General features: G+C 52.4%; 15 protein-coding genes. 4 read left to right on the plus strand and 11 right to left on the minus strand.

The window, feature by feature from the left end:
* Positions 1-5: 5 nt before the first annotated feature.
* The gene (locus ACFOMG_RS07635; RefSeq protein WP_376865805.1) at positions 6-443 is read right to left on the minus strand and encodes a tellurite resistance TerB family protein; all 438 of its coding nucleotides are present in this window, start codon (positions 441-443) and stop codon (positions 6-8) included.
* Positions 433-1392, minus strand: coding sequence for a transaldolase (tal, locus tag ACFOMG_RS07640; RefSeq protein ID WP_376865807.1), 960 nt, complete (start codon positions 1390-1392; stop codon positions 433-435). The genes ACFOMG_RS07635 and tal overlap by 11 nt, the downstream gene beginning before the upstream one ends.
* A 125-nt stretch (positions 1393-1517) precedes the next feature.
* Here tal and ACFOMG_RS07645 point away from each other — a divergent pair, with 125 nt between their 5' ends.
* Positions 1518-1838: a rhodanese-like domain-containing protein gene (locus ACFOMG_RS07645; protein WP_376865808.1), complete on the plus strand. Its 321-nt coding sequence runs from the start codon at positions 1518-1520 to the stop codon at positions 1836-1838.
* An 11-nt stretch (positions 1839-1849) separates the two neighbouring features.
* Here the strand turns inward: ACFOMG_RS07645 and dusA are convergent, their stop codons facing one another.
* From dusA to ACFOMG_RS07670, 5 genes are all read right to left on the minus strand, one after another.
* Entirely contained in the window at positions 1850-2890 is a 1041-nt protein-coding gene (dusA, locus tag ACFOMG_RS07650) for a tRNA dihydrouridine(20/20a) synthase DusA (RefSeq protein ID WP_376865809.1), read from the minus strand.
* A complete protein-coding gene (gene hflD, locus ACFOMG_RS07655; RefSeq protein WP_376865810.1) occupies positions 2887-3543 on the minus strand; it encodes a high frequency lysogenization protein HflD in 657 nt (218 codons plus the stop codon). The genes dusA and hflD overlap by 4 nt, the downstream gene beginning before the upstream one ends.
* Positions 3540-4661: a tRNA 2-thiouridine(34) synthase MnmA gene (mnmA, locus tag ACFOMG_RS07660; protein WP_376865811.1), complete on the minus strand. Its 1122-nt coding sequence runs from the start codon at positions 4659-4661 to the stop codon at positions 3540-3542. The genes hflD and mnmA overlap by 4 nt, the downstream gene beginning before the upstream one ends.
* A gap of 58 nt (positions 4662-4719) precedes the next feature.
* Entirely contained in the window at positions 4720-5169 is a 450-nt protein-coding gene (locus tag ACFOMG_RS07665) for an NUDIX hydrolase (protein ID WP_376865812.1), read from the minus strand.
* A 67-nt stretch (positions 5170-5236) separates the two neighbouring features.
* Entirely contained in the window at positions 5237-5887 is a 651-nt protein-coding gene (locus ACFOMG_RS07670) for a pseudouridine synthase (RefSeq protein ID WP_376865813.1), read from the minus strand.
* A 236-nt stretch (positions 5888-6123) separates the two neighbouring features.
* Here ACFOMG_RS07670 and ACFOMG_RS07675 point away from each other — a divergent pair, with 236 nt between their 5' ends.
* The gene (locus tag ACFOMG_RS07675) at positions 6124-8358 is read left to right on the plus strand and encodes an NADP-dependent isocitrate dehydrogenase (protein ID WP_376865814.1); all 2235 of its coding nucleotides are present in this window, start codon (positions 6124-6126) and stop codon (positions 8356-8358) included.
* Between the two features lie 77 nt (positions 8359-8435).
* On the opposite strand, the gene cspD is transcribed toward ACFOMG_RS07675, so the two are convergent.
* Positions 8436-8687: a cold shock domain-containing protein CspD gene (gene cspD, locus ACFOMG_RS07680; RefSeq protein ID WP_376865815.1), complete on the minus strand. Its 252-nt coding sequence runs from the start codon at positions 8685-8687 to the stop codon at positions 8436-8438.
* A gap of 207 nt (positions 8688-8894) precedes the next feature.
* Here cspD and clpS point away from each other — a divergent pair, with 207 nt between their 5' ends.
* Together clpS and clpA are read left to right on the plus strand one after the other, a co-directional pair.
* Positions 8895-9254, plus strand: coding sequence for an ATP-dependent Clp protease adapter ClpS (clpS, locus tag ACFOMG_RS07685; RefSeq protein ID WP_376865816.1), 360 nt, complete (start codon positions 8895-8897; stop codon positions 9252-9254).
* Between the two features lie 15 nt (positions 9255-9269).
* Positions 9270-11531, plus strand: coding sequence for an ATP-dependent Clp protease ATP-binding subunit ClpA (gene clpA, locus ACFOMG_RS07690; protein ID WP_376865817.1), 2262 nt, complete (start codon positions 9270-9272; stop codon positions 11529-11531).
* A 61-nt stretch (positions 11532-11592) separates the two neighbouring features.
* On the opposite strand, the gene infA is transcribed toward clpA, so the two are convergent.
* The 3 genes from infA to aat all read right to left on the minus strand — a co-directional run bounded on the left by infA (position 11593) and on the right by aat (position 13301).
* The gene (gene infA / locus ACFOMG_RS07695; RefSeq protein WP_028292799.1) at positions 11593-11811 is read right to left on the minus strand and encodes a translation initiation factor IF-1; all 219 of its coding nucleotides are present in this window, start codon (positions 11809-11811) and stop codon (positions 11593-11595) included.
* Between the two features lie 72 nt (positions 11812-11883).
* Positions 11884-12582, minus strand: coding sequence for an arginyltransferase (locus ACFOMG_RS07700; RefSeq protein ID WP_376865818.1), 699 nt, complete (start codon positions 12580-12582; stop codon positions 11884-11886).
* The gene (gene aat, locus ACFOMG_RS07705; RefSeq protein WP_376865819.1) at positions 12579-13301 is read right to left on the minus strand and encodes a leucyl/phenylalanyl-tRNA--protein transferase; all 723 of its coding nucleotides are present in this window, start codon (positions 13299-13301) and stop codon (positions 12579-12581) included. Before aat ends, ACFOMG_RS07700 begins: the two co-directional genes overlap by 4 nt.
* Positions 13302-13347: the final 46 nt, after the last annotated feature.

Genomic DNA, 13347 nt, shown 5'->3' on the forward strand with positions numbered 1-13347 from the left:
TGTCTTTATTGTTCGGCTTTGGCTACGGCCTTGGCACGGATAAACTCGCTGTGCGGCAGGTACAGCAGCTCGGCAATCCGGCGGATGATGTGTTCTTCATACTTGTCGATGCCATCCGAGGCCAGGGCGATGCGCCACAGATTACACACCACAACAAATTTCTGTTGCTCATCGCACTGGTCATGAATCACCCGGGTGAATTGCTGCAGGTCGTTGGCGATATCGGCTGCTGCAATTGCCTCATCCATCAGTTCCCGGACTTCTTCTTCCTGCAGTTGCAGCGACTCAACCAATGCCTGACTCATGGCATTACGCTCAAGCTGGTCGATCTCGTGATCGGCGCGCATAACTTCTGCCATCAGCACCGCAGAAGCCAGTGCCAGGCTGTGCTCCGAACGTTGTGGCTGAGGCTCAGTAAACAGTTTGAGTAGCTTATTCAGCATTGGCGAATTGTCCGACCAGAGCTTCCAGTTTGCGCTGATCCGCGGCAAAGCGGCGGATACCATCAGCCAGTTTTTCACTGGCCATCGGGTTTTCATTAAGATCCCAGCGGAATTGTGCTTCGCTGACGCTGTGTTTCGGGTGTGGTGACTGTGCCTGCGTTGCGAGCAGGCGGGCCTGCAGCGTCGCGTCGTCGTTATCCAGTTGTTGTAACAGTTCCGGGCTGATGGTGAGTTTGTCGCAACCGGCCAGTTGTTCAATTTCACCGGTATTGCGGAAGCTGGCACCCATGACAATCGTTTTGTAGCCGTGTTGTTTGTAATAGTTGTAGATTTCAGTCACTGATTGTACGCCCGGATCCTGGTCGTCACTGAAGTCCTGATCCGGCTGATCGGCTTTGTACCAATCGAGAATTCGGCCCACAAAGGGTGAGATCAGAGTTACCCCGGCTTCGGCACAGGCAACCGCCTGGCTGAAGCTGAATAGCAGTGTCAGATTGCAGTGGATGCCTTCGGATTCCAGTAAGCGGGCGGCCTGGATGCCTTCCCAAGTGGCGGCAATTTTGATCAGGATGCGTTCTTTGTCGACACCCGCGTCGTGATACATCTGGATCAGCTTGCGGGCTTTGGCGATCGTGGCGTCACGATCAAAGGATAAGCGTGCATCGACTTCGGTGGAGATTACGCCGGGAATGATGGTCAGAATTTCACAGCCGATGGCGACCGCCAGTTTGTCGCAGGCGTTGGAGACCAGGCTGTCGGAGTTTTTGCATTGCCCGGCCCATTGAACGGCCTCATCGATCAGTGATCGGTAAGCCGGCAATTGGGCGGCTTTCAGGATTAACGAAGGGTTGGTGGTGGCATCCACCGGCTGGTGTTGTTTGATGGCTTCAATGTCACCGCTGTCGGCAACCACAACCGTCATCTCTCTCAGGGCATCCAGTTTGCTCATGCTAAAATCCGCTTCCAGGTTTTATTAACTATGCTTAGGGTCGCTTAAGCGGCCGCGCAGGTCAATGCAGTGGTCGCCAGCTTTGGTTAAAAATACGTTAAATCACAAACACTTGGAGTAATAACATGAAGTTATTTGGTCTGCTTGCAGGGATGTTGCTGAGTTTCGCCGCGATGGCATCAGAGGTGGTTTGGATTGATGTCCGTACCCCGGCGGAGTTTGGCAGCGGTCATGTGGATGGAGCCATTAATATTCCACATACCCGTATCGCTAAGGATATTGCCGCGCTGGAGTTGGCGAAAGACAGCGAAATTCTGCTCTATTGCCGTTCTGGCCGGCGTGCCTCGTTCGCTCTTGAGCAGCTGCAGCAGCAGGGATACAGCCGGGTAGTGAATGTCGGCGGCTATGATGATGCTCAGAACTATCAGCAAGCGCAGAAGCCATGAGCTTCAGCGGGTTATTCAACCCGCTGCAGTGCCTGCTCCAGCACGTCTATGCCAGATGTCTTTTTAAACGCCTGTTCGCTCAGATGGCGGCGGAACTGACGTGCTCCGGGCAGGCCGTTAAATAATCCCAGCATATGCCGGGTGATATAATTCAGGGTTGCTCCCTGACTCAGCTGTTGCTCAATATACGGGTAAAACGCCCTGACAGCGGCAATGCGTTTGTCTTTGCTGCTCAACTGTGTCGCGCAATCCCCGGCGACGATGGCCCCTGACGTGCCATTCAGCGCTGTCTCTGTATCTGTATCTGTATCTGTATAGTAGCGCTGATCGACCTCCATCAGAACAGCCGGGTTCTGGTACGCTTCACGACCCAGCATGACGCCGTCCAGATGTTGCAGGTGTTGCTGGCAATCCTCGTGGGTTTTGATCCCGCCGTTAATGATAATTTCCAGCTGTGGGAATTCCTGCTTCAGGCGATAAACCAGATCGTATTGCAGGGGAGGGATGTCGCGGTTTTCTTTCGGTGATAACCCCTGCAATATGGCTTTGCGTGCATGAACGGTAAAACTGCGACAGCCGGTGGCGGCAACCGTGGCAACAAAGTCACGCATGTGCTCGTAGCTGTCGAGGTCATCAATGCCAATACGATGTTTGATGGTGACTTCGATGTCGCAGGCATCCTGCATCGCCTTGATGCAGTCGGCCACTAATTGAGGGTGTGCCATCAGGCAGGCGCCAATCATATTGTTCTGCACCCGGTCGCTGGGGCAGCCGACGTTCAGATTGACCTCATCGTAGCCCCACTGCTCGGCCAGGGCGGCGCACTGGGCCAGTTGTTGCGGGTCTGAACCGCCCAGTTGCAATGCAATTGGGTGTTCGCAGTCGTTGTATTGCAGGAAGCGTTCTCGCTGGCCATGAATCAGCGCGCCGGTGGTTACCATCTCGGTGTACAGCAGGGCGTTTTTACTTAACTGACGCCAAAAGGCACGGCAATGCCGGTCGCTCCAGTCCATCATCGGGGCGGTGCTGAATGTGCGGTTGATGGCTGTCATCGGTTTACATCACCCGTTAATAACTGATCGCAGGCTTTCAGGTAACGTTTACGATTGACCAGTAAATGCCAGCGTTTGCCACCGACCTGGCGCCATAACATGGCGGCGCGGATGCCTGCCAATAACAGGGTGCGTACCCGGTTAGCGGTATGGTTGGTTTGCAAATAAGCCGGATTGCCGGTTACCCGGATACGGAAGCTGAGGTTACTCAGGGTTTGTTTATAAATTCCCGCCAGTGAGGCAACGGTATTTTCGTGAGCGATACCAAAGTGTTCCGCCTGGCGTTCGGCGTCGTGAATTCCGCGCCCCAGGGTGGCGAGCATATCGGGAGATTTACTCAATTTTTTCTCCAGATGTAACAGGCTGAGTGCATAACGGGTGATATCCGGGCTGATGCCCTGGGGATTGCTGCCCGCAACGTTCCGCAGCTGCTTCAGGCCAATGGTCAGGCGGGTGCTGGCATCGCCATAGATATCGTGAAAATGCTTTGGATCCTGAACAAACAGGCTTTCCAGCAGTGGCCGGGAGGTTTCTTCCGGAATGTCACCGCTGCGCGCCAGCTGTTCGACCAATGTGGCCACCTGGAATACCGCGGCCAGTGCGGTAGCCTGCTCGTAGTTGCGGGTCATGGCTGAGTAGTTACGCTCTTTCATCGGTCGTTCGTCCCGTTGCCGGTGTGTTCAATAACGCCACCGCCGAGGCACACTTCGCCTTCGTACAACACCAGCGACTGGCCAGGAGTGACTGCGCGCTGCGGCTGATCAAATTCAACCCAATAACCCTGGTCGGTTTTATGGATGATGCAGTCCTGATCGGCTTGACGGTAGCGTACCTTGGCTTTGCAGCGCAGTGGTAGCTGAGGCTCTCCGTTAACCCAGTAAATTTCACTGCTGGTCAGCCAGTCTTTAAATAACAACGGGTGATTTTTCCCCTGAACTGCAATCAGAACGTTACGCTGCAGGTCTTTGCCGGCGACAAACCAGGGTTCTTCAGAAAAGCCGGTCAGCCCGCCAATCCCCAGTCCCTGGCGCTGTCCCAGTGTGTGATACATCAATCCCTGGTGTTCGCCGATGTCGACACCGTCTTCGGTTTCTATGCGGCCAGGCTGAGCAGGCAGGTATTGCTGCAGAAAGTCTTTAAAACGGCGCTCGCCGATAAAACAGATACCGGTGGAGTCTTTTTTGTTGTGCGTTACCAGGTTGTTTTCTTCAGCGATGCGCCGTACTTCCGGTTTTTCCAGTTCACCCACCGGGAACAGGGTCTGTGCAATTTCATCACCACCAACGGCGTGCAGGAAATAGCTCTGGTCTTTGTTGTTATCCAGCCCTTTAAGCAGCAGGGTGCCATTCTCACGGTCCTGACGGCGTACATAGTGGCCGGTGGCAATCAGATCGGCCCCGAGGATTTTGGCGTAGTCCAGAAAGGCTTTGAACTTAATTTCGCGGTTACACAGAATGTCCGGGTTGGGGGTGCGGCCGGCCTTGTACTCCTCGAGGAAGTGTTCAAATACATTGTCCCAGTATTCAGCGGCAAAGTTGGCCTGGTGTAATTTGATGCCAAGCGTATCGCAGACTTGCTGGGCGTCGGCCAGGTCGTCTTTGGCGGTGCAATATTCGGTGCCATCGTCTTCATCCCAGTTTTTCATAAACAGGCCTTCTACCTGATACCCCTGTTGTAACAACAGATAGGCTGATACGGATGAATCAACACCGCCGGACATGCCAACGATGACTTTGGTTGAGGCTGGGTTAAGGTCAGCTAACTGGGTCATTGCGTGTGCTTCTGTAATGATTGAATAAAAAACTAGATGGTTGTGCTGTTACCGGAATTCAAGGGTGTTCGGTAATCACCGTCAGCGGAAACGACTTGCCTGACAGGTAGTCTTCAACGCAGGTCAGTACCATGCTGGAGCGCAGGTTTTGGCACTGTCGCAGCTCCTCTATGGTCATCCAGCGCGGCCCGATAATACCATCATCCAGTGGGGCGTCGGGGATTTGTTTGAGCGCGCGGGCAATAAAGCAATAGCGGTGGTAGGTCACGCCGTTGGCCGGTGCGGTGTAGGTGTACAGACCCAATAATGCCAGTGGCTCTACCTGCCAGCCGGTTTCTTCCGCGCTTTCGCGGATGGCGGCTTGCTGTAAGGTTTCTCCGGCTTCGACATGACCGGCGGGCTGATTGATAACCGTCTGGCCGGAGCTGATTTCCTCTACCATCAGAAAACGACCATCCTGCTCTACAACAGTGGCGACGGTGGCATGGGGTGTCCAGCGATCAGACATAAAACAACCTGTGGCAATGACAATTAAAAAGGGGCGGCAGTCTACCGGAGTCTGTCAGTGACGACAATCAGCGAGGCTGGCGCTTCCCCTTGCCTTGTCGCTGACTGCGGACTCGTTTATCCGTCGGGTTGGATTTGCGTCCGCCATTGCTGCCCGGTTTTGCCGTTGAGGCTGGCATGTGAATGGTCAGGGTCTTGCTTTCTCCTGGTTGCAGTGTCTCCAGTTGCCATTCTCCGATAGCTGCCCGGATCAGTCGTAATGTCGGATAGCCGATGTGGGCGGTCATTCTGCGTACCTGGCGGTTGCGGCCTTCACTGATGCGGATTTCCAGCCAGCTGGTGATATCATTGTTGCGCTGACGGATCGGTGGGTTGCGGGGCCAGAGGTCAGGTTCCGGAATAAGGCGTATTTTAGCGGGTCGGGTCGGGCCGTCTTTTAACTGAACCCCCCGGCGTAAGGCGTCGAGGTCTGCTTCGCTGGGCTGGCCTTCTACCTGCACCCAGTAAGTTTTCTCCATTTTAAAGCGGGGGTTGGCAATCTGCGCCTGCAGCTGGCCGTCATCTGTAAGTAATAGCAGGCCTTCAGAATCGTAATCCAGGCGCCCGGCAGGGTACACCTTGGTATGAGTAATACAGGACTTTAGTGTGCAGCGTCCGTCAGAGTCACTAAACTGCGACAAGACATTAAACGGTTTATTCAGAAGGATTAGGGTGGCCATAGGTCTGTAAGAAAACTACTTATTCTTTTGTCTAGCTTGCATTTTTTGTAGAAAAACTACAAATTAGCGCCCGGACAACCAAAGATGGGGTTACTTTTGCCTATACATCACAGGTTTACCCACCCGTTTTACCCTCAGTGGGGTCCGTCGGGCCAGCAGTAAAACCGTTTACCACAAGTAAGCGGCCAATTGTGCCCATGCGATACAGCAAACAGCGAAATGCTATAGGAGTAAAGATGTCGACACAAACACCGAAAATTATTTACACAGATACCGACGAGGCGCCAGCTCTGGCGACCTATTCTTTATTACCTATCATTCAGGCGTTCACCAAGCCGGCCGGCATTGAAGTGGAAACGCGCGATATTTCTTTGTCAGGTCGCCTGATTGCCACGATGGCAGAGTATCTGAAAGAAGATCAGCGTATTGATGATGCCCTGGCGGAGCTCGGAGAACTGGCTCAGCAACCGGAAGCCAATATTATCAAACTGCCCAACATCAGTGCTTCCATCCCTCAGCTGAAGGCCGCTCTGAAAGAGTTGCGGGCTAAGGGGTACGATTTCCCGAAATATCCGGATGAGCCGAAAAACGACGAAGAAGTAAAAATCAAAGCCCTGTATGACAAGGTAAAAGGAAGTGCCGTTAACCCGGTATTACGTGAAGGTAATTCAGACCGTCGCGCCCCGAGTGCGGTGAAAGAGTATGTGCGCAAAAATCCGCACACCATGGGGGAATGGTCGAAAGATTCCAAGACCCATGTGGCTCATATGGATCATGGCGATTTTTACGGCAGTGAAAAATCCGTCACGCTGGCGGATGCCACTCAGGTTCAGATTCGTTTTGAAGATGCAAGCGGTCAGCAGCAGATCCTGAAAGATAACCTGGGACTGTTGTCGGGCGAGGTGATTGATGCCTCTGTGATGAGTCGCAAAGCTCTGCGCGAATTCCTGGCAGCGCAGATTGAAGAATGTAAAGAGCAGGATGTTCTGCTGTCGTTACACCTGAAAGCCACCATGATGAAGGTGTCTGACCCGATCATCTTCGGCCATGCGGTGGAGGTGTTTTTCCATGAGTTATACGAAGAGTTTGCTGAAGATTTCGCCAGTGTCAGTATCAATCCGAACAATGGCTTTGGTGATGTGCTGAATAAAATGGATCGTTTGCCAGAAGATAAGCAGCAGGCGATTAAGGCCAAGATTGATAAAATCATGGCTGAACAGCCGGCGATTGGCATGGTGGATTCCGACAAGGGAATTACCAATCTGCATGTTCCAAACGATGTGATTGTTGATGCTTCTATGCCGGCGCTGATTCGTAACTCCGGTAAGGCGTGGACAGCCGACGGTGGCATGGCGGATACCAAGGCGATCATCCCTGATCGTTGTTACGCAGGCGTGTATCAGGAGACCATTAATTTCTGTAAAGAGCATGGTGCGTTTGATCCTACAACCATGGGTACAGTGCCTAATGTGGGTCTGATGGCGCAAAAAGCCGAAGAGTATGGTTCGCACGACAAAACCTTTGAGGTGCCGGCAGATGGCAAAATGTCGGTGGTTGATGCGGCAGGTAATGTGTTACTGGAGCACGCTGTTGAGCAGGGTGACATCTGGCGCATGTGCCAAGCAAAAGATGCACCGATTCAGGACTGGGTTAAACTCGCCGTCAACCGTGCACGCCTCACCGGTACGCCAGCTGTCTTCTGGTTGGATAAGAATCGGGCACACGATGCTCAGTTGATTGCCAAGGTTGAACAGTATCTGCCACAGCACGATACCGATGGTCTGGATATCCGCATTATGTCGCCGGAAGAGGCCACCCGCTTCTCGCTGGAGCGCATTAAAAATGGTCAGGATACCATCTCAGTGACGGGCAACGTATTGCGCGACTATCTGACCGACCTGTTCCCGATCATGGAGCTCGGCACCAGTGCCAAGATGCTGTCCATCGTGCCACTGATGAACGGTGGCGGCCTGTTTGAAACCGGCGCTGGCGGTTCTGCACCAAAACATGTGCAACAGCTGCTTGAAGAAGATTACCTACGCTGGGACTCGCTGGGTGAGTTTATGGCACTGGCTGCATCGCTGGAGCATTTGTCTCAGGTAACTGGCAATAAGCGTGCCGACGTATTAGCCAAAGCGCTGGATAAAGCGACTGGTAAGCTGCTGGACAATAACAAATCTCCAAAACGTAAAGTGGGTGATCTGGATAACCGCGGTAGTCATTTTTATCTGGCCATGTACTGGGCAGAAGCGCTGGCAGCTCAGGATGAAGATCCGGCATTGCGTGACTGTTTTGTACCGGTTGCAAAAGCCTTTGCTGATAATGAAGATAAGGTTATCAGTGAATTGTCGGCGGTACAGGGGCATGCTGTCGATATTGGTGGGTATTACCGTCCTGATCCCGAATTGGCAGTTAAGGTGATGCGTCCGAGTGCGACGCTGAATCAGCTGGTTGCGGATATCCGCTGCTAGTCAGATAAGCCATAAAAAAACCGCCGTATGGCGGTTTTTTTATGGCTGTTCTTTATGGCCGATGTTTGTCGGCTGGCTCAGGCCTGTTCAAGCTCCTGAGGTGATTCCAGTGGCAGACCATTGGCATCAAGCGCACGTATATTGATGGCGTGTGTGCCTTTGTCGCTGGGTTTGGTGTCAAACTGAACGGCTTGTCCTGCTTTTAATGTGCGGTAGCCGTCCATCTGAATGGTGGAGTAGTGAGCGAACAGATCTTCATTGCTGTCGTCTGCAAGAATAAACCCATAACCCTTGGCGTTATTAAACCATTTAACTGTCCCTGTTTTCATACTGAACCTCCTTATCGAGTCTTATTAACCGGGGCGAGCATTGCCAGAAGGTCGTCTTCTTCACCGTCCTGGCGCTTGTCGATAACACTACGCGGCGCTTTTTGGCTCGTCAAGTTTACAAAGCTGTACTACAACGCTTGTTTATCGGCTTGGAGCACCCATATAGGAAAGGTATCATATAAATTTTCTGCGACTAAACAATCCCTCATGCACCATATTTCTGAATCTCAACTAAACTCAAATCATGATGAACCGGATTGCGGCGACGAAGGCGGGCTGGCGCTGGAGGCGGCAAAGCCTGAGCTGAAGCGGCCTTCGATGTACAGTGTCATCATGATGAATGATGACTACACGCCGATGGAATTTGTGGTGGAGGTGTTGCAGAGCTTCTTCAGTAAAGACTCAGAGGAAGCAACACAAATTATGCTGACGGTGCATACTAAAGGCAGTGCGGTTTGTGCGATTTATACACGCGATATTGCTGAAACTAAAGCCGCTTTAGTGAATCAATATGCTAGAGACTGTAATCACCCGTTGATGTGTGAAATCGCACCGGTCGAAGACTAACGCTGAGGAGGCGACATGCTGAACCGAGAGCTGGAGCAAACACTGAATGAAGCGTTCAAGGAAGCTCGCTCAAAACGTCATGAATTTATGACGGTAGAACACCTGTTGTTGGCGTTGCTGGATAATGAAGCCGCTGCCCGGGTGCTGGAAGCCTGCGGTGCTGATGTGTTGCGCCTGCGTAAAGATTTGCTTGAGTTTGTCGATTCTACGACGCCTTTGATTCCGGAGACGGATGGGGAGCGGGAAACTCAGCCAACCCTGGGGTTTCAGCGCGTGTTGCAGCGGGCTGTGTTTCATGTGCAGTCATCCGGCAAATCCGAGGTGACTGGTGCGAATGTTCTGGTTGCCATCTTCAGTGAGCAAGAAAGCCAGGCGGTGTATTTCCTTAAGCAGCAGAACATCGCCCGCATAGACGTAGTCAACTACATTTCTCACGGGATCTCTAAGGTGTCTGGCCCGGAAGAAGATCATGATCAGCTGGGTGAGCATCATGATGAAGAAAGTAACAGTAACGACAAAAGCGCGCTGGAAGGTTACGCCACCAACCTGAATAAAATGGCCAAAGACGGCAAAATCGATCCGTTAATCGGTCGCGATTTTGAAGTGGGGCGCCTGGTTCAGATTCTCGCCCGGCGGCGCAAAAACAACCCGCTTCTGGTGGGTGATTCCGGGGTTGGTAAAACAGCCATTATTGAAGGATTGGCCAAGCGTATCGTTGATCAGGACGTTCCTGAGGTTATTCAGGATGCGGTGGTTTACAGTCTGGATATGGGGGCGCTGCTGGCGGGTACTAAATACCGCGGCGATTTTGAGAAACGCTTCAAGGCCCTGCTGGCCGAATTGAAAAAGCAGCCGCATGGCATTCTGTTTATTGATGAAATTCATACTATTATTGGTGCCGGCGCCGCTTCTGGTGGTGTGATGGATGCCAGTAATCTGCTGAAGCCTTTGCTGAGCTCTGGTGAAGTTCGTTGCATTGGCTCGACCACCTTTACAGAATTTCGCGGCATCTTTGAGAAAGACAGCGCTCTTACGCGTCGTTTCCAGAAAATTGACGTCGCTGAGCCATCCGTTGAGGACACCTATAAGATCCTTAAAGGGCTTAAATCCCGTTTCGAAGAACACCACGGCATTCGTTATACTGATAAGGCGCTGAAGGCCGCGGCAGAGTTGGCGGATCGTTACATCAATGATCGTAATCAGCCGGATAAGGCCATTGACGTTATTGACGAGGTGGGTGCGCAGCAGCATTTATTGCCGGCTAGTAAGCGTAAAAAAGTCATTGGTGTACCGGAAGTTGAGCAGGTTGTTGCTGCCATTGCCCGTATTCCGCCAAAATCAGTATCAGCTTCCGATAAAGAGTTGCTGTTCAAGCTGGAAGACAAGTTGTCGATGGTGGTATTTGGTCAGGATGAAGCCATTCAGACCTTGTCCACTGCGGTAAAAATGTCCCGTGCCGGTCTGAACGCGCCGGAAAAACCCATTGGTTCATTCCTGTTTGCTGGCCCTACCGGGGTGGGTAAAACGGAAGTGTCAAAGCAACTGGCATCTGTGATGGGAATGGAGCTGGTGCGTTTCGATATGTCGGAATATATGGAGCGTCATACGGTTTCCCGTCTGATTGGTGCGCCGCCCGGGTATGTGGGTTATGACCAGGGAGGGCTGTTGACGGAAGCGGTTAATAAGAACCCTCACTGTGTCCTGTTGCTGGATGAAATCGAGAAAGCTCATCCGGAGGTCTTTAACATTCTGCTGCAGGTGATGGATCATGGCACGCTGACCGATAACAACGGTCGTAAAACAGATTTTCGTAACGTTATCCTGATTATGACTACCAATGCAGGGGCGCAACAGATGAGCCGTGCCAGTATCGGCTTTACCGCTCAGGATCACAGCAGTGATGGTGCTGAAGAGCTGAAAAAGGTTTTCACGCCGGAGTTTCGCAACCGCCTCGATGCTGTGATTCAGTTTGCGCCGCTGGCGAAAGATACCATTCTGCATGTCGTGGATAAGTTTATCGCTGAGCTGCAAGGACAGCTGGATGAAAAGCGGGTCACGCTGAATGTGTCTGAAGCGGCTAAGCGCTGGTTGGGTGAGCACGGTTATGACGAAAAAATGGGAGCTCGCCCGATGCATCGTCTGGTGCAGGATAAGATTAAAAAACCATTGGCTGAGAAAATTCTGTTTGGCGAGTTAGCCGGGCAGGGTGGTGATGTTGAAATTGTGGTTGAAAACGGAGAAGTTGTTGTAGAGGTGGCAGAAGCAGTTCCGGCATAGCGGAACCGGCTTCGCCGGGTTTGCCCTGTGGCAAGCCCGGCCAGCTGGACTGGCAATAATATTAACGAGCGCGGTAGGTAATGCGACCTTTGCTCAGATCGTAAGGTGTCAGCTCCACCTTCACTTTATCGCCGGTCAGAATGCGGATGTAGTTTTTACGCATCTTGCCAGAAATATGAGCAGTTACCACGTGACCATTTTCCAGCTTAACGCGGAACATGGTGTTCGGAAGGGTGTCGATTACTTCGCCTTCCATTTCAATATGATCATCTTTTGCCATTCGTCACCTGTTTAGACCTTGCACAATGCGCGCGCATTCTGCCTTAAAATCCTGCAAAAGCAAAGTGCTATCTCATATCTGGCGCCATTGCTGGTCAATAAATCCCTGCAGCGGTGCGAAACGATTCTTATAATCCATTTTCTGGCACCCCTCGACGAAGTACCCCAGATAGTTATAAGGCAGTCGCAGTGATTGGGCGACCAGTGATAAGCTGATAATTAACCAGGTGGCCGGGGAGCGTCTGGATTCATCCGGGTCGAAGAAGCAATAAACCGATGACAGGCCATCCTCAAATATGTCGAATACCAGGCTGCCCAGATACTGTCCCTGCAGGTAAGCTGATAAGAAACGGCTGTTACCAAACCCTTCGATTAAAAACTCCCGATATTGCCCAAAACTGGCCGGATACATATCACCGTCGGCGTGGCGTTCATCGATATAGCGCTGAAATACCGGGTAATGTTTTAGTGCTTCGTCCGGTGTTTCAACGACCAGGGTCAGATCGCGGTTTTTGCGCATCACACGTTTCTGACTTTTGCTGAGCTGCAGTTGCTGGCAATCGATCCGGACTGAGGTGCAGGCCTGACATTGTTTGCATTGAGGGCGGTAAACCACCTTGCCGCTGCGCCGGAAGCCATTCAGGCTGAGTAATGTCAGCTGCTGCTGATCAAGTTCCAGTCTTGGATCAACATACAGGCTGCATGATGCCCGGCCTTCCAGATAAGCACACGGCTGACTGTCCTCGGGCAGGAATACACGGATTTGTTTCATGGTCGTCTCTCATGGCTTAGCAGCAGCGCAGGGAGTCTGAGTGAAAAGGCCTGCTGGCTGTGCTGCTCCAGCTGGCCTTCAAACGACTGACGGCTGACTTCGTGAGCACCGAACTGGGCCAGGTGCTGGGTATGCATCTGGCAGTCAATCAACCGGATGCCGGCAGCAAATAACAACGGGGCGGCCTGGCCGAATGCCACTTTAGACGCGTTTGGCTGGCGAGAAAACATGGATTCACCAAAAAATACCCGACCTTTTAATAAGCCGTAACAACCGCCAATAAGTTCACCCCGGGCATCCCAGTGCTCAATACTTAACGCCCGTCCGGCGTGCTGCATGCGTTGATAATTTTCCAGTATATCCTCGTCAATCCAGGTCCCTTGCTGATAGTCGCGCGGCGCGCTGCAGCCTTCGATCACTGCAGCGAATGCCTGGTTGAAGGAAATGGTGTGGCCTGCCTCCTGGCTGCGGCGAATCAGCTTGCGCACGGTTCTGGGCACCCGGAAACTGTCGGCGGTGATAATGGCTCTTGGTGCCGGGGTCCACCATAAACGAACTTCATCCGGGTCGTTCCAGGGAAAGATGCCATGGCGATAGGCTTCATCCAGCCAGCGGGGTGAAACCTGGCCGCCGGCGGCCAGCAGGCCATTGGGGTCATCAAGTGCCTGATGGGTATCCGGAAAAAACGGTGGCAGGGTGTCATCCAACCAATCAATCATGTTAAACCCGTGTTAAACTCTGGTCTTTTAAGACTAGTGTAACAGG

Origin of the sequence: Bacterioplanoides pacificum (genome assembly GCF_042648445.1) — a bacterium.
In the GTDB taxonomy this organism is placed as follows: Bacteria; Pseudomonadota; Gammaproteobacteria; order Pseudomonadales; family Oceanobacteraceae; genus Bacterioplanoides; species Bacterioplanoides pacificum.